The sequence below is a fragment of the Stenotrophomonas sp. GQ19 genome, from assembly GCF_059758695.1.
Window position 1 is genome coordinate 209,661 of the sequence record NZ_JCAXES010000009.1, and the last position, 20,759, is coordinate 230,419.

The following is a 20,759-nucleotide window of genomic DNA, read 5'->3' on the forward strand; positions in this document are numbered from 1 at the left end:
TGGGGTTAGGATCGGGATGGGAGGTTGTTGTGACAACCCGGGGGAGTTTGCATGGCAGTGGCAAGACAGGGGCGCGCCGGCGTGATGCGGGCGGCTGGTTTGGCTGCGGCGTTCATCGCCGCAATGACGACATTCGGGGTAGCGGCGCAGCCGCTGCCCGCGTTGCAGGAGTTCTACTTCGACACCGATCCCGCTGCCGTTCCGATGGTGGTGGTGCCGGCCGGCAGTGGCGACCTGGTGGACCAGCTCATGAAGCAGCGCGAGCGCGGGCGCAAGGCGCTGGATGCCACCGTGCAGCTGGCGGGCGTGGCGTTCTCGCAGGGGCGTCCGGAGCTGGGCCGCACGCTGTACGCCGAGGCAAGCAGCAGCGCGCCGCCGACCACGGCGACGGGGCGCGCGGTGCGCTGGAACTACGGCTGGGACCTGTTCCGGCTGGGCGAGGTGGAGGCGGCGTTGGCACAGTGGAGCACGGCCCAGGGCGGCATGCGCGGCAACCCGTCCTGGGTGCCGGCCACCTACGCGCTGGCGCTGTGGACCCTGGGGCGCAAAGACGAGGCCGTGCAGTGGTACGCCGCGGCGGTACGCACCGAGCCCCAGCAATGGAGCAGTTCCGCACGCTACGCCGACCTGCTGCCCAGCTGGCGCGACAGCGAGCGCGCCACCCTGGCCGAGGTGCAACAGGCCTGGGCGGCACAACCGCCGGCCTGGCCCTGAGCCACCGGGCGCTGCCTGTGGCGGCCGCCCGGACCGGACCTGTGGCACCTCGCTTCGACCAAGGTCGGAGCGGCGGCGGCATGCGCATCGGCTAGGCTGTTGCGATGGCTTTCGATGCGTTCGCCCTGATCCTGACCATGCTTGGCCTGGGCATGCTGTTTGCGCGCCTGCGCGCGCTGCCCGAGACCAGCGCCGAGGTGCTCAACCGCGTGGTGCTGTATGTGTGCCTGCCTGCGGCGGTGCTCACCTACGTGCCGCGGCTGCACCTGGATGCCAGCCTGATCGGGCTGATGGCCACGCCCTGGCTGCTGATGCTGGCCAGTTGGGCGCTGGTGTCGCTGGCCACGCGCGTGTGCGGCTTTGCCCGCGACGTGCACGCGGTGCTGCTGATCTGCGTGACCCTGGCCAACTCCAGCTTCATCGGCTACCCGATGGTGCGCGCCCTGCTGGGCGACGCCGCACTGCCCTACGCGGTGGTCTACGACCAGTTCGGCACGTTCCTGCTGCTGTCCACCTTCGGCCTGTACGTGATTGCCCGTTACAGCGGCGACACCCCGCCCACGGCGGCCCAGGTGCTGGCCCGCATCGCGCGGTTCCCGCCGCTGTGGGCGCTGCTGTTCGCACTGCTGCTGATGCCCGAACAGCCGCCTTCCTGGATAGGTAACGGCCTGAAGCAACTGGCCGATGCGATGCTGCCGCTGGTGATGCTGGCGGTTGGCCTGTCGATCCGGCTGCGGCTGTCACGCCAGGAACTCACCCCGCTGGGGATCGGGCTGGCGCTGAAGCTGCTGGTGATGCCCGCCCTGGCGGTGCCGATCTCGTGGCTGCTGGGCCTGCAGGGCACGATGCTGCAGGTGAACGTGCTGGAATCGGCGATGCCGACCATGATCACCGCCGCCGCCCTGGCGATCTCGCACCGGCTGGCACCGCGGCTGGCCGCAGCGATGGTGGGGTACGGCATTCTGTTGTCGCTGGTGACGCTGCCCGCGTGGGTAGCCGTGCTGCAACAACCCGCATAAAAACCGGTAGAGCCGAAGAACCGGTAGAGCCGACCGTTGGTCGGCTGCTCTACCAGGGCCACCGACACCGCCCGCGCGCGTCAGCCGACCAACGGTCGGCTCTACGTCGGCGTGTCGGCGGACGTTTACCTCATAGGAACCGGTAGAGCCGACCGTTGGTCGGCTGCTCCACCAGGGCCACCGACACCGCCCGCGCGCGTCAGCCGACCAACGGTCGGCTCTACGTCGGCGTGTCGGCGAACGTTTACCTCATAGGAACCGGTAGAGCCGACCGTTGGTCGGCTGCTCTACCAGGGCCACCGACCCCGCCCGCGCGCGTCAGCCGACCAACGGTCGGCTCTACGTCGGCGGGTCGGCGAACGTCGGCGAGGCGCCGAACGTTTACCCGTCGGCGCTTACCGTGCGGCCGCGCGCCCATTCGCGCAGTGCGGTGACCTGTTCGGCCATCAATACCGACAGCGGCCGGCTGCTGCGGATCTCGGCCATCAGCAGGTCGGTATCCAGCACGCGTTCCTCGGCATGGGCGGCGTACAGCCCGGCCACCACGGCCTGCTCGATCTCGGCACCGGAGAAGCCGTCGGCGGCGGCGGCCAGGGCCGGCAGCGCGAAATCGTCGGCATTGAGCTGGCGCCGGCCCAGGTGCAGGCGCAGCAGCTCCACCCGGGTGTTGGCATCGGGCAGGTCGACGAAGAAGATCTCGTCGAAGCGGCCCTTGCGCAGCAGTTCGGCGGGCAGCTCGTGCACCTGGTTGGCAGTGGCCACGATGAACACCGCGCCCTTGCGCTCGGCCAGCCAGGTCAGCAGGTAGCCCAGCACGCGCCGTGACACCCCGCCGTCCTCGCCACCGCTGGCCAGGCCCTTCTCGATCTCGTCGATCCACAGCACGCACGGCGCCAGCTGCTCGGCCGAGGCCAGGGCGTCGCGCAGGTTCTTCTCGGTCTCGCCGTGGTACTTGTCATACAGGCTGCCGAAATCCAGCCGCAGCAGGGGCACCCCGAAGCCGGCGGCGGTGGCCTTGGCCAGCATCGACTTGCCACAGCCCTGGACCCCCAGCAGCAGCATGCCCTTGGGCGGGTCCAGCCCGGCGGGGCCCTGGCCCCCCAGGAACACCGGGCGGCGCTGGTTCACCCAGCGCTTGAGCCGGTTGGCCCCGGCCACGTCTGCAAAGCGGGTGGTGTCGTATTCGAAGTGCAGGTGTCCGGCACGGTTGAGCAGCTCGAACTTGAGCCGGGCCAGTTGCGGCAGGTCGTCCTGGCTGAGCGCGCCGTCGGCGAAGATCAGCTGCCGGCCGATGCGTCGCGCGTCCACCATGCTCAGGCCGCGCAGGTTGTGCAGGATCTTCTTGACCGCCTCGTTGTCCACTTCGACCCGCCGCCCGCCGTTCTCGCGGGCATAGGCTTCGGCCTCTTCGCGCAGCATCTTCAGTAGCGCGTTGAGGTCGGGCAGGCGCGGGTTGAAGCGGGTGGCCAGGGCTTCCAGTTCGGCCGGCAGCTCGACCTTGGCACCAATCAGCACCAGCACGTGGGCTTCGCAGTGGCGGCGCTGGATCAGGTCGCGCAGCGCGCGCTGGTGGCTGGCATAGCCCAGGTAGGGATGGAAATCGAGCAGCAGGTAGATGCCGCGCTGCTCGGCCTGGCGGATCATCTGCAGGGCCGAACTGGCATCGGGCGGCCCAACCGCGTCGTCCTCGCGGTCCATGTCGATGCGGCGCAGGCCCTCGGTGATGGACCAGCGGTGCAGGGCCCGCCAGACATGCATCAGGGTCTGCCGGAACAGCTCCACGATGCGACCCTCGTCCTGGGTCTCGATGATGATCAGCGGGGTGTTGGCGCGGATCAGCGCGCTCAGGTCCTGTAACTCGCTCATGCCGGCTTGCAGTCCATTGGATCGCGCACGATAGCAAAGCGCCGGCCGGTGCAGGGGTTCAGCAGTGCGACTATCTCCGTCACGGACGGCGGTGTACGCTGCGACGACGTTCCCCGGAAGCGAGGCTGGCATGAAGACGATCCTGGTAGCCGGTTCCAAGGGTGGGGTGGGCAAGACCACCGTCGCCACCCACCTGGCGGCGCATGCCGCATTGGACGGCAAACGGACCGTGCTGGCCGACGCCGACCCGCAGGGCTCCAGCACCCGCTGGGCGCAGCGCCGCGCGGTGCTGGAAAGCGCCGTGCTGCCGGTGGACGTCTACCGCAAGAAGGCCTGGGAGAAACTCATCCCCGACGGCACCGACGAAGTGATCATCGACGCACCGGCCGGGGCATTGGCCGACGATCTGGGCCACTTCCTTGACGTTGCCGATGCCGTGGTGGTGCCGGTGCTGCCCTCCGCGCTGGACATCGAAGCCATCGTCGGCTTCCTCAACAGCCTGTCCAAGGTGCCGCGCGTGCACCGCCGCACGCTGCCGGTGGGGCTGGTGCTCAACCGCACCAAGCCGTGGACCCAGACCTCCCAGCAGGCCATCCAGATGCTGGCCGAGTGGCCGTATGACGTTGTCGCGCAGCTGCGCGACAGCCAGAGTTACGTGGTGATGGTCGGGCTGGGACGCAGCCTGTTCGATTACCGCTCCGCGCAGGTGCGCGAGCACCAGAGTGACTGGGAGCCACTGTTGAAGTGGCTGAAGAAAGCCTGATCCGGAAGAGAGCCTTTATGCGAGAACTGATCCTGCTGCGCCATGCCCACGCCGAAGCCGCCAGTACCGGCCAGGCTGACCTTGACCGTCCGCTGTCACCGATCGGCCTGGCCGAAGCGGAAGCGGCCGGCCGCTGGCTGAAGGAGAACAACCTGCTGCCCGATTGCGTGCTGTGCTCGCCGGCGCGGCGCACCCGTGAAACCCTGGAGGCCGTGCTGGGCATCACCGGTTTTGTCGAAAAGCGCCTGGAAGATGCCGTATACGACGCCACCCCGGGCACCTTGATGGGCCTGATCGAGGCCCGTGGCGATGTCGACCGGCTGCTGGTGGTCGGGCACAACCCCGGCCTGGAACAGCTGGTGGCGCTGCTCAGTGAAGGCACCAGCAGCGATTACCGCGGCATGCCGCCGGGCGGCATCGCGGTGCTGTCGGTGGACGGCAAGGCCAGCATCGAGCCCGGCGTGGCCACCCTGACCGCGTTCTGGTGGCCGTAGCCCATGGCGGTAGTGCGCGTGTTGTTGGGCTGCCTGCTGGCACTGGCAGCCGAAGCGGCCTGCGCTGAACCACCGGCGCCTGCCCCGCGCCAGGTGCTGGAGTTCGATACCGCGCGCTCGCGCTTCGGTTTCGAGATCCGCACCCGGCTGGGGCAGCGCATCGAAGGGGTGTTCCCGCGTTTCGAGGGGCGTATCGAGGTGCTGTCCGACGGGCGCCACCAGGTGCACCTGCGGATGTTCACCCGCTACGTGGAAATCCCCGGCAAGGCCCGCTACACCGGCTGGATGCGCGGCGAAGAGTTCTTCGATTCGGCGCGCTACCCGGTGGTCGAGTTCGACTCGGTGCCCTACTGGCCCGAGGTCGTGGACAAGGGCGGCGGGGTGGAGGGCAGGCTGATCCTGCGCGGGGTAAGCCACCCGGAGACCCTGCGGGTCGAACCGGCGGAGTGCCCCCGGGCCGGGTATGATTGCGACGTGGTCAGCCGCGGCAATGTGCAGCGAGGCCGGTATGGAATGGACAGCTGGCAGCTAGCCTTGAGTGATCGAGTGACCTTCGTATTGCGAGCGCGTCTGAGCGAGGCGCCGAAACCGTGAACCCATTGTTGAAGATCGTGCTGCTGGCACTGCTGTTGCTGGTCAGTGGCTGTGCGTCGCTGTCCAACGCCGAGCGCGAGCGCGCGGCCGGCATTGCCGTGCAGGCCCGTTCAACCGTGGTCGAGTGCAGCCAGCCGGACCGCTGCGCGCTCGATTCGCCGCTGCGTGGCCTGGGCGGCAAGGCGTTTGCCGCCTCCACCGAGGCCGCCCCGCAGCACTACGCCACCATCATCGATGAGGGCGAGGTGTCGCTGGTGGCGCGGCTGAACCTGATCCGCAGCGCCACCCGCAGCATCGACCTGCAGACCTACATCTTCGACAAGGACGACAGCGCCCGGCTGGTGCTGGACGAACTGCTGGGCGCGGCCCGGCGCGGGGTCAAGGTGCGGGTGCTGATCGACCAGCTCTCGGCGATCTCGGACCTGGAAATCCTCGGGGCGCTGGCCAGCAGCCACCAGAACTTCGAGCTGCGGGTGTACAACCCCACCTTCGGCAAGGCGCGGTTGAACTACTTCGATTACGCCGGCAGCGTGCTGTGCTGCTTCCGTCGCTTCAACCAGCGCATGCACAACAAGCTGCTGGTGATCGACGATGCGCTGGGCGTGGTGGGCGGCCGCAACTACCAGGACGACTATTACGACTGGGACAGCGAATACAACTTCCGCGACCGCGACGTCCTCGTGGCGGGCCCGGAAGTGCGCGAGATGGCGGCCAACTTCGACGCCTTCTGGCGCGCGCCGCGCAGCGTGCCGGCCGAACGCCTCAACGATGTCGGCGGCTTGCTGCTCAAGAACGGTGCGCCGCCGATGCCGCCGGCCGAGTTCCGCCACCCGCAGCGGATCGCGCGGGTCAGCGCCGAAGCCGACGACCCGGCGTATGTCACCCGGGCGTTTGTCGACACCGCGCTGCCGGTGGCATCGGTGCGCTACGTGGCCGACCTGCCGCGCAAACACCGCCGCGAACGGGCCAGCCAACCGGCCAACGGCCAGCACGTCACCGAGCCGCAGCTGGACGCGCTGATTTCCAGCGCGCAGACCGAAGTGTTGCTGCAGACGCCCTACCTGGTGCTGTCCAAGCCCGCCCGCAAGCTGTTCTCCGACCTGCGCAAGCGCCCCCAGCCGCCGCGCATCGTGGTGTCGTCCAACAGCCTGGCGGCCACCGACAACCCGATCGTCTATGCGCTGTCCTACAAGTACAAGCGGCGCAACCTGCGCGAGCTGGGCTTCAACATCTACGAATACAAGCCGTTCCCGCTGGATGCCCCGGTGGATTACCGCAACCTGCTGCCGGCCCCGCTGGGCGAGGCGCCGCCGTCGGACGGCAAGCGCAGCAGCCTGATCGGTGGCAGCGCGGCGGGGAGCAATGCACGCGGCAGTGCCGGCAACGGCGAGCGCCGGCGCAGTGAGCCCGACGCGGACACCACGGCCAGCGCCACCCCGCGCCAGACAACCCCCGGCCCGGCCGCGCGCCGCCGCACCGACGGCAGCGTGGTCGAACGCCGCGTGCTGCGCGCCGAAACCCGGCCGTCGTTCCTGGGCACCAAGGCGGTCAACAAGCCGCTGCCGGTCACCCGCACCGGTGCGCGCATGGGCCTGCATGCCAAGTCGATGGTGGTGGACCGCCGCATCGGCGTGATCGGCACGCACAACTTCGATCCGCGCAGCGAGAACTACAACACCGAAGGCGCGGTGATCATCGACGACCCGGTGTTTGCCGAAGCGCTGGCGCAGAGCATCCTGCGCGACATCCACCCGCAGAACTCGTGGGTGGTGGCGCCGCGCACCAAGCCGCCGGTGTTGTCCGGCTTGAACTACAGCGTCGGCAAGGCATCCGAAGCACTGCCCGTGCTGGATTTCTGGCCGTGGCGCTACGCCACCGATTACGAATTCAAGCCCGGCCCCGACTGCCCGGCGCCGCTGCGCCGCCAGCACGAGGATTTCCATAAGTGCTACGTGGCCGTCGGCGACTTCCCCGAGGTCAACGTCGGCCCGAAATGGCTGCTGGTACGCATGCTGACCGCCTTCGGCGCCGGCCTGGTGCCCATCCTGTAAACCCTTGGTTCCACGGAGCTGCTGCATGTCCCAGGTATTCCGCGAGGCGGTGTCGATCGAGGCACTCAACGCACTCAGCCGCAACACCCTCATCGACCACCTGGGCATCGTCTTCACCGCCGCCGGTGAGGACTGGATCAGCGCCACCATGCCGGTGGATGCGCGCACCCGCCAGCCCTACGGCATCCTGCACGGCGGCGCCTCGGTGGTGCTGGCCGAAACGCTCGGCAGCAGCGCCGGCAACCTGTGCGTGGACACCACCCAGCAGGTCTGTGTCGGCCTGGAGATCAACGCCAACCACATCCGCGCCATGCGCGGTGGCGTGGTCACCGGCACCGCGCGCGCGGTGCACGTGGGCCGCCGCACCCATGTCTGGGATATCCGTATCGAAGACGAAGGTGGCCGCCTGGTGTGCACCTCACGGCTGACGTTGGCCGTGGTTCCGGCGGTCGCGCCGGCCTGATCGCTGCACTGCATGGATGCTGTGTTGCGTCGGTCGCCACAGTGCGCCGGCGCACTGTCGGCGTGGGCGCTGTGCCGCAACCGGGCAGCGGCTTGACCCCTTGCGGTCGCTGGCCCTCCCGCGTTATCGATTTGGCCGTCTGCGGCTGGCAGACCCTGCGGCGCTCGGGTATCGTGCGCGGATGAATTCCCCCACCCCGGCCTCACGTGGCGGCGTGGCGCGTGTGTGCCGTTACCTGTACCGCGTACCGCTGCTGCTGGTCCACCTGTTGCTGTTCCTGCCGATGCTGCTGATCGCCATGCTGCCCCCGTGGGGCGTCATGCGGGTGGGCAACCGTCCGTTCGAGCACGTCGCGGTCAATGCATGGTCCAGCGGCCTGATGTGGATCTTCGGCTTCCGCCTGCACCGGATCGGTACGCCGTTGCCGGGTGCGGTGCTGTTCGTGGCCAATCACGTCAGCTGGGTCGACATCAACATGCTGCACAGCCAGCGCATGATGGGGTTCGTGGCCAAGCGCGAGATCGCCAGCTGGCCGGTGGTGGGCTGGTTGGCCGCCCGCGGCCAGACCATCTTCCACCAGCGCGGCAGCACCGAGTCGCTGGGCGGGGTGATGCAGGAAATGGTGGTACGCCTGCGCGAGGGCAAGGCCGTGGGCGTGTTCCCCGAGGGGCGCACCCGCGGCGGCCATGAAGTGGGCCCGTTCCACGCCCGCATCTTCCAGGCCGCGGTGGAAGCCCAGGTCCCGGTGCAGCCGGTGGCGCTGCGCTATGGCTGGCGCGGCGACGCCCAGACCATCGTGGCGTTCGGCCCGGGCGAGAGTTTCTTCGCCAATTTCCTGCGCCTGCTCGGTGAGCCGGCCCGCCGCGCCGAGGTGCATTTCCTCGCGCCCATTGGTACGCACGACCTGGAAGGCCGTCGCCGCATCGCTGAAACTTCGCGGACGCGCATCCTGGCGGCGATGAACGCCGAGTAGCGCATGTCGGCCCTTCACGCGCCAGCGTCGCAACCGGGAGCAGGCTGCCGCCCATGTTGACCGCTGCCGACTACCGCCCGCCGCGTTGGCTGCGCAATCCGCACCTGCAGTCGATGCTCAGCTCCAGCCGCATGCGCATGCAGCGCGGCCTGATGCTGCTTGCCGCCACCGGGGCGATGACCGAAGAGCTGATCCTGGACGGCGGGCAAGGTGTGCGCCTGCAGGGCTGGCACAGCCACGTGGAAGGCCGCGAGCCGATCGGCATGGCGCTGCTGCTGCATGGCTGGGAAGGCAGTGCCGAGTCCAGCTACATGCGCATGACCGCCGCACGCATGCTGGAGGAAGGGTTCGACGTGGTACGGCTGAATTTCCGCGACCACGGCAACACCCACCACCTCAACCCGGGCATCTTCCACTCCAACCGCATCGACGAAGTGGTCCAGGCCGCCGGCGACATCGCCCAGCGCTGGCCGCAGTTGCCGCTGGTCGCGGCCGGGTATTCGCTGGGCGGCAACTTCGTGCTGCGCCTGGCGCTGCGCGCGCCATCGGCGGGGGTGCCGCTGCGCCGGGTGGCGTCGGTGTGCCCGGTGCTGGACCCGGCCATCACCATGGAGAGCATCGAGAACGGCCCGGCGATGTACGACTGGTATTTCCGGCGCAAATGGGCCGGCTCGCTGCGCCGCAAGCGCGACCTGTTCCCCGAGCTGAGCGACTGGGACGACCGGGTGCTCAAGCTGGACATCCGCGCCCTGACCGCCTGGCTGGTCGAGCACCACACCGATTTCGGCTCGCTGCAGGCGTATTTCGACGGGTACTCGATTGCCGGTGACCGGCTGGCCGGGCTGGCCGTGCCGGCCGACATCCTGATGGCCCAGGATGACCCGGTGATCCCGTTCGCCACCTTCGACGGCTGGCGCCTGCCGGCCCACGCCCACCTGGAAATCGCCCCGTGGGGCGGCCATTGCGGCTTCCTGGAGAACTGGCGCGGCGACGGCTTCTCCGAACGCTGGGTCTCCCAGCGGCTGCGCGCCGAAGCCGTGCGCTGAGCGAGCTTGGCCCGGCGGGCGTGCTCTACAATCGGGGTTTGACCCACGCTGGACCGTCATGCAAGACAAGATCCTCCAAGCCCTGCGCCGCAATGCGGCCGACGATGCCGTGCAGCTTGCGCGCCAGTGGACCGCCGACGAGCCGGAGCAGCCGCAGGCGCACCGCTGGCTGGCGCTGTCGCTGCAGCAGCAGGGCCAGTACGACGCCGCCCTGGAGAGCCTGCAGCAGGCCCTGGCGCTGGCGCCGGACAACGCCGACCTGCACCTGCAGCACGCTGGCCTGCTGCTGGCCCTGCGCCAGTTCGACGCGGCCGGGTCGGCGCTGGACCGCACCGCGTCGCTCAATCCCAATGAGCTTTCGGCCTACCTGATGCAGGCGCACATGGCGCTGCTCCGCAACGACGTGGACGAAGCCGAGCGCATCACCCGCACCGCCGCCCGCCTGGACGAGGACAGCCCCGAACTTGCGGCGTTGAACGGCATGATCGCGCTGCGCCGGGGCGAGGGCGACCGCGCGCTGGCCTTGCTGTCGGCCGCCGCACGTGCGCTGCCGGATGACGCGCGGGTGCTGTACGCGCTCGGGTTTGCCTACATGAGCAAGGACATGCTGGCCTTCGCCGAGCAGGCGTTCCGGCGCGTGATCGAGCTCAATCCGGCCGTGACCTCGCTGCGCGCGCTGCTGGTGCAGCTGGCGCTGCGCCAGGGCAACAGCGAATCAGCCGCGGCCACGCTGCGCCAGGTGCTGGCCGAGCCCGACGGCGACACCCCGGCCACGCGCCGCCTGGCCGGTGAGCTGGAACTGCAGTCCGGCCAGCCGCTGCAGGCGCTGGAGCACCTGTTGCCGGTGCTGGAACAGACGCCCGCCGATCGCCACACGCTGCAGCTGCTGCTGATGGCCTGGCAGCGCCTGGGCCGCGAACAGCAGGCCCGCGACACCCTGGACGCGCTGCTGGACACCCACACGCAGCTGCACGACCTGTGGCTGGCGCGGCTGTCCATCGAAGTGGTGGGTGCGGCCGAAGCGGTTGCCGTGGGCGAGCGCTGGCTGCAGGCCATGCCCGAGCACCTGCCGGCGCTGGAAACGCGCATGCGCCTGCACGACATGGCCGGCGAAGGCGAGGCGGCCGAGGCGATCGCACGCCGCATCGTGGCGCTTGAGCCGGGCCGCGCCAGCGGCGAGACCCGCATCGTGGACGGCCTGCTGGCACGCGACCCGCAGGCGGCGGTCGCCCATGTGCAGGCCATCCATGACAGCGCACCGGACGCAGCCAAGTCCACCCTACGTACGTGGCTGGGCGCCGTCCAGGACCAGGCCGGGCAGCATGCCGACGCGCTGCGCAGTTGGGTTGGCGCGCACGCCGCAGAAGCCGGCCAGCGCCTGCCGCTGCCGCCGCAGGCCAAGGCGCCGCTGAGCTGGCCGGAGATGGGCACCATTGCCGAGGACGCCGTGGCCCGCCCGATGCTGGTCTGGGGTGCACCGGGGTCGGGCGTGGAGCGCGTGGTCGCGGCCATCGCCGCGGCCAGCAACGTGCTGCGTGGCGACCGTTTCGGCCAGAACCCGCCCGACGATGCCTTCCAGAGCTACCACACCCTGCAGAACCTCTCGACCGGCACGCTCAGCCCCGAGCAGCTGGTGGCCCAGTGGCGCGAACAGCTGCCCTCGCGCGGGCTGGCCGACGCCAATGTGATCGACTGGCTGCTGTGGTGGGACAACGCGCTGTTGTGGGCGCTGCGCCCGCAGCTGCCCGAAGGCCGCCTACTGGTCGTACTGCGCGACCCGCGCGACATGCTGCTGCACTGGCTGGCGCATGGCGCACCGGCGCCGTTCGCGGTCAACGGCATCGACGAAGCCGCCGAGTGGCTGGCGCGTTCGTTGGCCCAGGTGGCCACTCTGCACGAGCAGGACCTGTACCCGCATGCGCTGGTCAACATCGATGGCATCGGCAACGACCCGGCCGTGATGGCCGAGCACCTTGGCCGTCTGTTCGGCATGCGCTTCCCGCCGGCGCCCACGCTGGGTCCGGCGCGCCTGCCGGCCGGCCACTGGCGCCAGTACCGCGAGGTGATGGCCGCGCCGTTTGCGCTGCTGACGCCGGTTGCGGTGCGCCTTGGTTACCCGGAAGAATGAGGAGTTCCGCATGCGCCTGAGCAGCACCCGCCTTCAGAATGGCCAGCCGATCGCGGCGGAATTTGCCGCCGGTGACGCCGCTGGCTTCGCCCCCAACCGCAACCCACCGCTGGCCTGGAGCGAGGTGCCCGAGGGCACCCGTTCGTTCGCCCTGCTGTGCATCGACCCCGATGTGCCGACCGTACCGGAGACGGTGGGCCGGCAGGACTGCACCGTGCCCCGCGACCAGCCGCGCGCCGACTTCGTGCACTGGGCCATGGCCGACATTCCGGCCACGTTGCGAGAGATCGTGGCCGGCAGCTGCAGCGAAGGCTTCACGGTCAAGGGCAAGACCGCGCCGGCCGGACCGGCCGGGTCGCGCCAGGGCCTGAATGACTTCACCGGCTGGTTTGCCGGCAACCCGGACATGGCCGGCCAGTACCTGGGTTACGACGGCCCGTACCCGCCGTTCAACGACGAACGCGTGCACCGGTATTTCTTCCGGCTGTTCGCGCTGGACGTGGCGCAGCTGGACCTGCCGACGCCGTTCACCGCCGCCGATGTGCACCGGGCGATGCACGGCCATGTGCTGGCCGAGGCCGCGTTGCACGGCACGTATACGTTGAACCCGGCGCTGGGTTGATCAACCCAGCCGCCCCGATCCGGTAGTGCCGGCCGCTGGCCGGCTCCTCATGGGCCCTTCCGAAGGTTCATGAGGAGCTGGCCAGCGGCCGGCACTACCCGGTAAAAGAAGAAGGGCGGCCTCTGGCCGCCCTTCCGCGTTTCAATTCTTGACCGTTTCCGACTCGACCACCATGTCCAGCACGTACGCCAGCGACGAGGCGTCGGCCGGCGGGTTGGCGATCTTGTAGCGCTTCACACGCACCACGTTGCGCACGCCGTCTTCGTGGGTGTAACCCTCGATGGTGCCGTAGAAGTTCTCGAACGCGCCCGGGGTGCCCTGCTTGAGGCCCTTGTCGTCGAAGGCCACTTCGCGGGTCTGCAGGCACTGCATGTCCGGGATCATCGGGTGCGAGCACGGCTTGGTCTTCGCGGCCACTTCCAGGAACACCGTCTCGCCTTCGCCGCCGTAGCGGGTTTCGGCAGTCGGCTCGGGGGTGAAGACCAGCACGTCGCCGGCGGCGGTGCGCAGGGTCAGCTGGCCCTGGCCGGCCAGTTCAGCCTTGAGTGCGCCTTCCAGTCGCGAGCCCACGGCCTGGTCCAGCGCCATCAGCGCCTTGTCGGTGCAGGCCATCATGGTCGAGGCCATCGGCGACACGGTCAGGGTGCCGTCGGCCAGCGTATAGCCGCCGCCCATGCGGTTGCAGGTGTTGCTGACCGACAGGCGGCCGTCGTTGAAGTCCAGCGTCACCGGCTTGTCGGCACGGGCAAACAGGGCGTCCACGCGCTTGCCGCTGGCATCGGTGGCGCTGTCCAGCAGCCAGTGGTTGCCCTGCAGGCGCTGCACGTCCAGCTTGGCGGCGGCCTGGGTAGTGGCGGCCGCCGTCGGCGCGGGGGCGAGGTCATCGCTGCCGGTGCCGGCCGGTGCGGTGGTGGACGGGTTGCTGCAGGCGGCCATCAGGGCCAGCGGCAGGATCAGCATCAGGGTGCGGGTGCGGTTCATGGACATCTCCTTGGGAACCCGGGGAAAAACGGTGCAGCGTACGAAACGGGGTCAGGCAGGTACCGGCGGCGTTCAGTTGCCAGCAGGCAACCACAGCAGCAGTGCCGCGCCGAGTGCGATGCGATAGAACGCAAACGCGGTGAACTTGTGGGACTTGATATAGCCCAGCAGCCACTTCACTACGACGAAGCCGGTGACGGCGGCGGCAAGGAAGGCCACGCCCACGTCGGTCCAGTTCTCGTTGCCGAGCTTGCCGTCCTTGGCCATTTCCAGGAACGCGTAGGCACTGGCGGCGAACATGGTGGGAATGCCCACCAGGAACACGAACTCGGTGGCCGCCGCGCGCCGGCTCAGGCCAAACAGCATCGCGATGAAGATCGCCGCCGCCGAACGCGAGGTGCCCGGGAACACCCCGGCCACCACCTGCGCCAGGCCGACCAGAATGGCCACCTTCCAGGTCACCTCGTCACGGTCGGGCAGGCGCGCGCTGTAGGTTTCCACCAGGATCATCCAGATACCGCCGATGATCAGCGCCCAGGCCACCGGGGTGACCGTCTCGGGCAGCTCCCAGCCAGCCAGGCGTACCGGCAGGCCGACCACGGCGGTGACCAGGAAGGCGGTGCCCAGCTTCATCACGTAGTCGCGGTTGGCGCGCTCGTGCAGGCCGGTGGCCAGCGTCCACAGCCGCTGGCGGAACACCAGGGTGATGGCCAGGATCGCGCCGGCCTGGATCACGATGTTGAAGAAGTCCGAGCGCGCGCCCAGCCAGTGCTGGGCAATCAGCAGGTGGCCGGTGCTGGAGATCGGGAGGAATTCGGTAAGGCCTTCGAGGATGCCCAACAACAGGGCAGAGAGCAGGTCGGACATCGGGTGCTGGGACTCGGAATGGATGAAATCGCGGTAAAGCATAAAACATCAAACGCCGCACCAAATGTGTGCGTGGTGCGGCCGTTGCACCGTTGTGGTGCGGCGGGTTCCGCGGCGATCCGGGTGCGCGGCCAATGAAATCAACGACTTGTGAAGAATAAAAAGTTGGCACGGCGATTGCTCTACTCACCTACGCAATCATCCATCCGAGGGTTTCACCGATGTCCGTGGAAAACGTTGAGAAGCTGATCAAGGACAACCAGATCGAGTTCATCGACCTGCGTTTCGTCGACATGCGCGGTATCGAACAGCACGTCACCTTCCCGGTGAGCATCGTCGAGCCGTCGCTGTTTGAAGAAGGCAAGATGTTCGATGGCAGCTCGATCGCCGGCTGGAAAGGCATCAACGAATCGGACATGGTCCTGCTCCCGGACCCGGCCAGCGCCTACATCGACCCGTTCTACGCCGACCCGACCCTGGTGATCAGCTGCGACATCCTCGACCCGGCCACCATGCAGCCGTACGGCCGCTGCCCGCGCGGCATCGCCAAGCGCGCCGAGGCCTACCTGAAGTCCTCCGGCATCGCCGAGCAGGCCTTCTTCGGCCCGGAGCCGGAGTTCTTCATCTTCGACTCGGTCCGCTTCGCCAACGACATGGGCCACACCTTCTTCAAGATCGATTCCGAAGAAGCCGCGTGGAGCACCGGTGACAAGTACGACGGCGCCAACAGCGGCTACCGTCCGGCGGTGAAGGGCGGTTACTTCCCCGTGCCGCCGACCGACTCGCTGCACGACCTGCGCGCTGAAATGTGCAAGACCCTGGAACAGGTCGGCATCGAAGTGGAAGTGCAGCACCACGAAGTGGCCACCGCGGGCCAGTGCGAGATCGGCACGAAGTTCAGCACCCTGGTGCAGAAGGCCGACGAACTGCTGCGCATGAAGCACGTCATCAAGAACGTCGCCCACCGCAACGGCAAGACCGCCACCTTCATGCCCAAGCCGATCGTCGGTGACAACGGCAGCGGCATGCACGTGCACCAGTCGCTGTCCAAGGGCGGCACCAACCTGTTCTCCGGCGACGGCTACGGCGGCCTGAGCCAGATGGCGCTGTGGTACATCGGCGGCATCTTCAAGCACGCCAAGGCCATCAATGCCTTCGCCAACTCCGGCACCAACAGCTACAAGCGCCTGGTTCCGGGCTTCGAAGCCCCGGTGATGCTGGCCTACTCGGCCCGCAACCGCTCGGCATCGTGCCGCATTCCGTGGGTGTCCAACCCGAAGGCGCGCCGCATCGAAATGCGCTTCCCCGATCCGATCCAGTCCGGCTACCTGACCTTCACCGTGCTGATGATGGCCGGCCTGGACGGCATCCGGAACCAGATCGACCCGGGCGCACCGAGCGACAAGGACCTGTACGACCTGCCGCCGGAAGAAGAGAAGCTGATCCCGCAGGTCTGCTCCTCGCTGGACCAGGCCCTGGAAGCGCTGGACAAGGACCGCGAGTTCCTGAAGGCCGGCGGCGTGATGAGCGACGACTTCATCGACGGCTACATCGCGCTGAAGATGCAGGAAGTGACCCGCTTCCGCGCCGCCACGCACCCGCTCGAGTACCAGATGTACTACGCCAACTGAGCAACCGGTGACGATGACGAAGGCCCTCCCTCCCACCTTCGTCATCGTCACTGCTTTTCCGGCTGGGGAGCCGGCAAGGCACGTGTAAAACGGACCGCCGGTCCGTTATGTGCGGTAGAGCGGACCGTTGGTCCGCTGCACCAGGGGCAAGAGAGACCGGACGCGTGCCATGGGCCCCTCCTCCCTCCCGCGTCACCGCTACCGTTGCCCGCAAGGGCCCCGGCAGTGGCGAGGCCCATGCATCGTTCGGCGCACCAGGGGGCGGCCATGTGCAAGTGGCCGCCCGCTGACCTGACACCGGCCAGCAACACACCGCCGGTTCCATCCACCATCGGGACATGCGCATGAAACTGATCTCCGCCATCATCCGGCCGTTCAAGCTCGACGAGGTCCGCGAGGCCCTCTCCGATGCGGGCGTGTCGGGCATCACCGTGACCGAAGTAAAAGGCTTCGGGCGCCAGAAGGGCCACACCGAGTTGTATCGCGGCGCGGAGTACGTCGTGGATTTCCTGCCGAAGATCAAGATCGAAACGGTGGTCACCGACGACCGCCTGGACGCGGTGGTCGAAGCGATCCAGAACGCGGCTGGCACCGGCAAGATCGGTGACGGCAAGATCTTCGTGACCGCGGTCGAACAGGTCGTTCGCATCCGCACCGGCGAAATCGGCGCTGACGCGCTCTAACCCCACTCGGAGCCCACAATGAAGACCTCTTTGTTCACCGGGTGGCAAGCCCGGTTCCATGCCGTGTGCCTGTTGATGCTGGTCAGCGCACTGGCCGTTGGCGCGTTCTCCAGCACCGCGCAGGCCCAGGCGCAGGTCACCCCGGCACCGTCGGAGACCGTCGCGGTCGAGCCGTTGCCCGTTGCCGCCGCGCCGACCGCGCCGGCCGCCGAAGCTGCCGCCGCTGCCGCGCCCAGCTTCGATCACGGCGACGTGGCCTGGATGCTCACCTCCACCCTGCTGGTGCTGTTGATGGTGGTACCCGGCCTGGCCTTGTTCTATGGCGGCCTGGTGCGTTCCAAGAACGTGCTGTCCATCCTCAGCCAGATCCTGGTGGTGTTCTCGCTGATCCTGATCCTGTGGGTGGCCTACGGCTACAGCGCGGTGTTCAGTGAAGGCAACGCCTTCTTCGGCTCCTTCACCGAGTTCGCCTTCCTCAAGGGCTTCAGCCCCGACTCGGTCGGCAACACCCCGATCAAGGGCCTGCCCGACTATCTGTTCGTTGCCTTCCAGTCGACGTTTGCCGGCATCACCACCGCGCTGATCGTCGGTGCCTTCGCCGAGCGCATCAAGTTCAAGGCAGTGCTGCTGTTCTCCGCGCTGTGGTTCACCCTGAGCTACATCCCGATGGCCCACATCGTGTGGGGCGGCGGTTACCTGGGGGCGATGGGCGCGATCGACTTCGCCGGTGGCACCGTGGTTCACATCAATGCGGGCGTGGCCGGCCTGGTCGGCGCGTACTTCGTCGGCAAGCGCATCGGCTACGGCCAGACCGCGCTGAAGCCGCACAACGTACCGTTTACCTACATCGGCGCGATGCTGCTGTGGGTGGGCTGGTTCGGCTTCAACGCCGGCTCGGCCGCCGCCGCCGACACCGTGGCGTCGCTGGCCTTCCTCAACACCATCCTGGCCACTGCCGCGGCGGTGCTGGGCTGGACGCTGGTGGAAGCGGTGAGCAAGGGCAAGCCGTCGGCCCTGGGCGCGGCGTCCGGCGCGGTGGCCGGCCTGGTCGGCATCACCCCGGCCTGCGGCACCGTGGGTCCGCTGGGCGCGATCGTGATCGGCCTGGTGGCCGGCGTGGTCTGCGTGTGGGGCGTGACCGGTCTCAAGCGCCTGCTGCGCGTGGATGACACCGCCGACGTGTTCGGCGTGCACGGCATCGGCGGCATCGTCGGCGCGTTGCTCACCGGCGTGTTCAGCGCCCAGTCGCTGGGCGGCACCAAGGCCGATCTCGACATCGGCCACCAGGTCTGGGTGCAGCTGGTCAGCGTCGGCTTCACCATCGTCTGGTGCGCCGTGGTCACCGCGGTGATCCTGCTGGTGGTCCGCATGGTGTTCGGCCTGCGCGTCACCGAAGAAGCCGAGCGCACCGGCCTGGACGTCACCTCGCACGGCGAATCCGCCTACGAGGCCTGATCGCCCGCAACGTAATGCCGGGCTCTGCCCGGCAACCAGCCAACGTAACGCCGGGCGCTACCCGGCAACGCACCAAACAAGAAACGAGAGAGACGCAGTACCTTCGCCGGCGGCCTTCGGGTCGCCGGCTTTTTCTTGTTCAACGGCCCCGCCAGCACCCGCGCGCAGAATCCCGCACAATGCAGGCATGCGCCCCATCCGCACCGTACTGCCGCTGTTCGCCTGCCTGCTGCTCGCTGCGTGCGCCAGCACCGGCATTCGCAGCCCACTCGCCAGCTGGGTGCCATCGCCCAACTACAACGCGCGCAGCCCGGTCATCATCGTGCTGCACCACACCGACCAGCACTCGGTCCAGGAAAGCCTGGACACCCTGCGCAGCGCCAACAGCGGGGGCAAAGTCAGCGCGCACTATCTGGTCGGTGCCGACGGCCACATCTACCAACTGGTGGGCGACGACCGCCGCGCCTGGCATGCCGGCCCGGGCCGCTGGGGCACCATCACCGACCTCAATTCGGCCTCGATCGGCATCGAGATCGACAACGACGGCGACACCCCGTTCGCGCCCGCGCAGATCGACGCCGTGATCCGCCTGCTGGACGACCTGTGCACGCGCCTGCGCATTCCGCGCACGCAGGTCATCGGTCATGCCGACCTCGCGCCCACCCGCAAGCAGGACCCCAGCCGCTTCTTCCCATGGCAGCAGCTGGCCCAGGCCGGCTTCGGCGTGTGGCCGCGCGACAGCGACGGCGCCGCACCGGCAGGATTCGATGCGTACCTGGCGCTGCGGACCTTCGGCTACCCGCTGGACGACCGCGATGCCGCCGTCGGCGCATTCCATCGCCGCTTCCGCGGCCGCGATGACCTGCCCGCCACACTGGATGCCGAAGACGCCCGCATCCTGCATTCGCTGCTGCGCCAGATGCCATAACGGCCGCGCGATCCCAGGACCACCGCCATGACGATCACACGCCTCACCGCCGCATGCCGACGTCCTGTGGCACTGGCCCTCATGCGCACCCGTGAACCGGTAGAGCCGACCGTTGGTCGGCTGCTCTCCCTCACACACCGCGCGTGGTCGCACCGCCAGCCGACCAACGGTCGGCGCTACGATTCCAGCCGCATCAGCCGGCCAACGGTCGGCGCTACGATTCCAGCTGCGTCAGCCGACCAACGGTCGGCGCTACGATTTTCAGCACCGCCAGCCGACCAACGGTCGGCTCTACCATTTCAGGACCCTCGCCCATGACGATCACACGCCTCACCGCCGCATGCCGACTTCCGGCGGCACTGCTCATGGGCCTGGCGCTGCTGACCAGCTGCGCCGTGTCCCCGCAGCGCCCCAGCGCGCCCGGCAACACCTACGTCAAGGCCGCCTGGACCGCGTTGCCCGCCGTCTCCGATGCTGACCTGCAGGCCGGCTTCGCCGCGTGGCGCAGCAGTTGCCCGCGCCTGAAGACCGACACCACCTGGGCATCCACCTGCACGGCGGCAGCGACGGTCGACACCACGCCGGCTGCCATCCGCCAGTTCCTGCAGGAGCGCCTGGACGTTTACGCGTTACGCGCCGCCGGCAACCGCGCTGATGGCCTGATCACCGGCTACTACGAACCTATCTACCCCGGCAGCCTGACCCGCACCGCGCAGGCCACCGTGCCGGTCTACGGCGTGCCCGGCGACATGGTCAGCGTGCAGCTGGACAGCCTCTACCCCGAACTCAAGGGCAAGCGCCTGCGCGGCCGCGTCGACGGCCGCGTGCTCAAGCCCTACGACGATGCCGCGACGATCGCCGCGCAGGGCGTCAAGGCACCGGTGCTGGCCTGGCTCACCCACCCGATGGACCTGCAGTTCCTGCAGATCCAGGGCTCGGGCCGCATCGTGCTGGCCGACGGCCGCCACCTGCGCATTGCCTACGCCGACCAGAACGGCCACCCCTACCGCCCCATCGGGCGCTGGCTGGTGGAGCAGGGCGAGCTGAAAAAGGACGACGTCACCATGGACGCCATCCGTGCCTGGGCCATCGCGCATCCGGCCCGCGTGCCCGAGCTGCTGGCCAGCAATCCCAGCTATGTGTTCTTCACCAAGGGCCCCGACGGCGACGAAGGCCCGCGCGGTTCGTTGAACGTGCCGCTCACCGCCGGCTACAGCGTCGCGGTGGACCGCAACGTGGTGCCGCTGGGCAGCCTGCTGTGGCTGTCCACCACGCGCCCGGACGGCAGCGCAGTGGTGCGCCCGGTGGCCGCGCAGGACACCGGCGGCGCGATTGCCGGCGAGGTGCGTGCCGACCTGTTCTGGGGCACCGGCGACGCCGCTGGCAAGCTGGCCGGTGACATGAAACAGAAGGGCTTCATCTGGATGCTGTGGCCCAAGGGCGCGGCGTTGCCGAAGGCGGAGTAGGGACCGGTGCGTGAG

The 20,759-nt window shown here is 68.6% G+C and carries 19 protein-coding genes; 16 read left to right on the top strand and 3 right to left on the bottom strand.

From position 1 onward, the window contains the following. The first annotated feature begins 51 nt into the window (after positions 1–51). Entirely contained in the window at positions 52–714 is a 663-nt protein-coding gene (locus tag AC6CHL_RS16695) for a tetratricopeptide repeat protein (protein ID WP_498295407.1), read from the top strand. Between the two features lie 104 nt (positions 715–818). Continuing rightward, positions 819–1,733 (top strand): AEC family transporter, encoded by a 915-nt coding sequence (locus tag AC6CHL_RS16700; RefSeq protein ID WP_463600113.1) that lies wholly within the window; start codon positions 819–821, stop codon positions 1,731–1,733. A 381-nt stretch (positions 1,734–2,114) separates the two neighbouring features. Here the strand turns inward: AC6CHL_RS16700 and AC6CHL_RS16705 are convergent, their stop codons facing one another. Then, positions 2,115–3,599 (bottom strand): AAA family ATPase, encoded by a 1,485-nt coding sequence (locus tag AC6CHL_RS16705; protein WP_448132685.1) that lies wholly within the window; start codon positions 3,597–3,599, stop codon positions 2,115–2,117. A 130-nt stretch (positions 3,600–3,729) separates the two neighbouring features. On the opposite strand from AC6CHL_RS16705, the gene AC6CHL_RS16710 reads away from it, so the two are divergent. From AC6CHL_RS16710 to AC6CHL_RS16750, 9 genes are all read left to right on the top strand, one after another. Continuing rightward, on the top strand, positions 3,730–4,362 hold the full coding sequence (locus tag AC6CHL_RS16710) for a nucleotide-binding protein (RefSeq protein ID WP_498295409.1): 633 nt from the start codon (positions 3,730–3,732) through the stop codon (positions 4,360–4,362). Between the two features lie 17 nt (positions 4,363–4,379). After that, positions 4,380–4,856 carry a SixA phosphatase family protein gene (locus AC6CHL_RS16715; protein WP_038691340.1) on the top strand — a complete coding sequence of 159 codons (477 nt, stop codon included), beginning with the start codon at positions 4,380–4,382 and terminating at the stop codon, positions 4,854–4,856. A 3-nt stretch (positions 4,857–4,859) separates the two neighbouring features. Then, the gene (locus AC6CHL_RS16720) at positions 4,860–5,450 is read left to right on the top strand and encodes a YceI family protein (protein WP_354283197.1); all 591 of its coding nucleotides are present in this window, start codon (positions 4,860–4,862) and stop codon (positions 5,448–5,450) included. Beyond that, a complete protein-coding gene (locus AC6CHL_RS16725) occupies positions 5,447–7,501 on the top strand; it encodes a phospholipase D family protein (RefSeq protein ID WP_498295410.1) in 2,055 nt (684 codons plus the stop codon). Before AC6CHL_RS16720 ends, AC6CHL_RS16725 begins: the two co-directional genes overlap by 4 nt. Positions 7,502–7,526: 25 nt before the next feature. After that, entirely contained in the window at positions 7,527–7,964 is a 438-nt protein-coding gene (locus AC6CHL_RS16730; RefSeq protein WP_498295411.1) for a hotdog fold thioesterase, read from the top strand. 181 nt (positions 7,965–8,145) lie between these two features. Next, on the top strand, positions 8,146–8,937 hold the full coding sequence (locus AC6CHL_RS16735) for a lysophospholipid acyltransferase family protein (protein WP_038691332.1): 792 nt from the start codon (positions 8,146–8,148) through the stop codon (positions 8,935–8,937). Positions 8,938–8,993: 56 nt separating this feature from the next. Next, positions 8,994–9,983, top strand: a complete 990-nt coding sequence (locus AC6CHL_RS16740) for a YheT family hydrolase (RefSeq protein ID WP_038692689.1) — start codon at positions 8,994–8,996, stop codon at positions 9,981–9,983. A 58-nt stretch (positions 9,984–10,041) separates the two neighbouring features. After that, on the top strand, positions 10,042–12,111 hold the full coding sequence (locus AC6CHL_RS16745; protein ID WP_038691330.1) for a tetratricopeptide repeat protein: 2,070 nt from the start codon (positions 10,042–10,044) through the stop codon (positions 12,109–12,111). Positions 12,112–12,121: 10 nt separating this feature from the next. Further along, a complete protein-coding gene (locus tag AC6CHL_RS16750; RefSeq protein ID WP_448132689.1) occupies positions 12,122–12,733 on the top strand; it encodes a YbhB/YbcL family Raf kinase inhibitor-like protein in 612 nt (203 codons plus the stop codon). A gap of 141 nt (positions 12,734–12,874) precedes the next feature. On the opposite strand, the gene AC6CHL_RS16755 is transcribed toward AC6CHL_RS16750, so the two are convergent. Together AC6CHL_RS16755 and AC6CHL_RS16760 are read right to left on the bottom strand one after the other, a co-directional pair. Continuing rightward, positions 12,875–13,714 (bottom strand): META and DUF4377 domain-containing protein, encoded by an 840-nt coding sequence (locus AC6CHL_RS16755; protein ID WP_038692687.1) that lies wholly within the window; start codon positions 13,712–13,714, stop codon positions 12,875–12,877. Between the two features lie 72 nt (positions 13,715–13,786). Continuing rightward, the gene (locus AC6CHL_RS16760) at positions 13,787–14,581 is read right to left on the bottom strand and encodes an undecaprenyl-diphosphate phosphatase (protein WP_038692685.1); all 795 of its coding nucleotides are present in this window, start codon (positions 14,579–14,581) and stop codon (positions 13,787–13,789) included. Positions 14,582–14,802: 221 nt separating this feature from the next. Between AC6CHL_RS16760 and glnA the strand changes: the two genes are divergently transcribed. The 5 genes from glnA (at position 14,803) to mltA (ending at position 20,744) form a co-directional block, all read left to right on the top strand. After that, entirely contained in the window at positions 14,803–16,212 is a 1,410-nt protein-coding gene (gene glnA, locus AC6CHL_RS16765) for a type I glutamate--ammonia ligase (protein ID WP_038691327.1), read from the top strand. A 344-nt stretch (positions 16,213–16,556) separates the two neighbouring features. Next, on the top strand, positions 16,557–16,895 hold the full coding sequence (locus tag AC6CHL_RS16770; RefSeq protein ID WP_026070924.1) for a P-II family nitrogen regulator: 339 nt from the start codon (positions 16,557–16,559) through the stop codon (positions 16,893–16,895). A gap of 18 nt (positions 16,896–16,913) precedes the next feature. Beyond that, a complete protein-coding gene (locus AC6CHL_RS16775) occupies positions 16,914–18,350 on the top strand; it encodes an ammonium transporter (RefSeq protein ID WP_498295414.1) in 1,437 nt (478 codons plus the stop codon). A gap of 187 nt (positions 18,351–18,537) precedes the next feature. Further along, complete coding sequence (locus AC6CHL_RS16780; RefSeq protein WP_498295415.1) at positions 18,538–19,278, top strand: N-acetylmuramoyl-L-alanine amidase; 741 nt, start codon at positions 18,538–18,540, stop codon at positions 19,276–19,278. A gap of 314 nt (positions 19,279–19,592) precedes the next feature. Continuing rightward, positions 19,593–20,744: a murein transglycosylase A gene (mltA, locus tag AC6CHL_RS16785; RefSeq protein WP_498295417.1), complete on the top strand. Its 1,152-nt coding sequence runs from the start codon at positions 19,593–19,595 to the stop codon at positions 20,742–20,744. Positions 20,745–20,759: the final 15 nt, after the last annotated feature.

Excerpts from the sequence above, each read along its gene's own strand:
- AC6CHL_RS16695 (WP_498295407.1), top strand. The coding sequence starts at position 52 with ATGGCAGTGGCAAGACAGGGGCGCGCCGGCGTGATGCGGGCGGCTGGT.
- AC6CHL_RS16700 (WP_463600113.1), top strand. The coding sequence starts at position 819 with ATGGCTTTCGATGCGTTCGCCCTGATCCTGACCATGCTTGGCCTGGGC.
- AC6CHL_RS16705 (WP_448132685.1), bottom strand. The coding sequence starts at position 3,599 with ATGAGCGAGTTACAGGACCTGAGCGCGCTGATCCGCGCCAACACCCCG.
- AC6CHL_RS16710 (WP_498295409.1), top strand. The coding sequence starts at position 3,730 with ATGAAGACGATCCTGGTAGCCGGTTCCAAGGGTGGGGTGGGCAAGACC.
- AC6CHL_RS16715 (WP_038691340.1), top strand. The coding sequence starts at position 4,380 with ATGCGAGAACTGATCCTGCTGCGCCATGCCCACGCCGAAGCCGCCAGT.
- AC6CHL_RS16720 (WP_354283197.1), top strand. The coding sequence starts at position 4,860 with ATGGCGGTAGTGCGCGTGTTGTTGGGCTGCCTGCTGGCACTGGCAGCC.
- AC6CHL_RS16730 (WP_498295411.1), top strand. The coding sequence starts at position 7,527 with ATGTCCCAGGTATTCCGCGAGGCGGTGTCGATCGAGGCACTCAACGCA.
- AC6CHL_RS16735 (WP_038691332.1), top strand. The coding sequence starts at position 8,146 with ATGAATTCCCCCACCCCGGCCTCACGTGGCGGCGTGGCGCGTGTGTGC.
- AC6CHL_RS16745 (WP_038691330.1), top strand. The coding sequence starts at position 10,042 with ATGCAAGACAAGATCCTCCAAGCCCTGCGCCGCAATGCGGCCGACGAT.
- AC6CHL_RS16750 (WP_448132689.1), top strand. The coding sequence starts at position 12,122 with ATGCGCCTGAGCAGCACCCGCCTTCAGAATGGCCAGCCGATCGCGGCG.
- AC6CHL_RS16755 (WP_038692687.1), bottom strand. The coding sequence starts at position 13,714 with ATGAACCGCACCCGCACCCTGATGCTGATCCTGCCGCTGGCCCTGATG.
- AC6CHL_RS16760 (WP_038692685.1), bottom strand. The coding sequence starts at position 14,581 with ATGTCCGACCTGCTCTCTGCCCTGTTGTTGGGCATCCTCGAAGGCCTT.
- glnA (WP_038691327.1), top strand. The coding sequence starts at position 14,803 with ATGTCCGTGGAAAACGTTGAGAAGCTGATCAAGGACAACCAGATCGAG.
- AC6CHL_RS16770 (WP_026070924.1), top strand. The coding sequence starts at position 16,557 with ATGAAACTGATCTCCGCCATCATCCGGCCGTTCAAGCTCGACGAGGTC.
- AC6CHL_RS16775 (WP_498295414.1), top strand. The coding sequence starts at position 16,914 with ATGAAGACCTCTTTGTTCACCGGGTGGCAAGCCCGGTTCCATGCCGTG.
- AC6CHL_RS16780 (WP_498295415.1), top strand. The coding sequence starts at position 18,538 with ATGCGCCCCATCCGCACCGTACTGCCGCTGTTCGCCTGCCTGCTGCTC.
- mltA (WP_498295417.1), top strand. The coding sequence starts at position 19,593 with ATGACGATCACACGCCTCACCGCCGCATGCCGACTTCCGGCGGCACTG.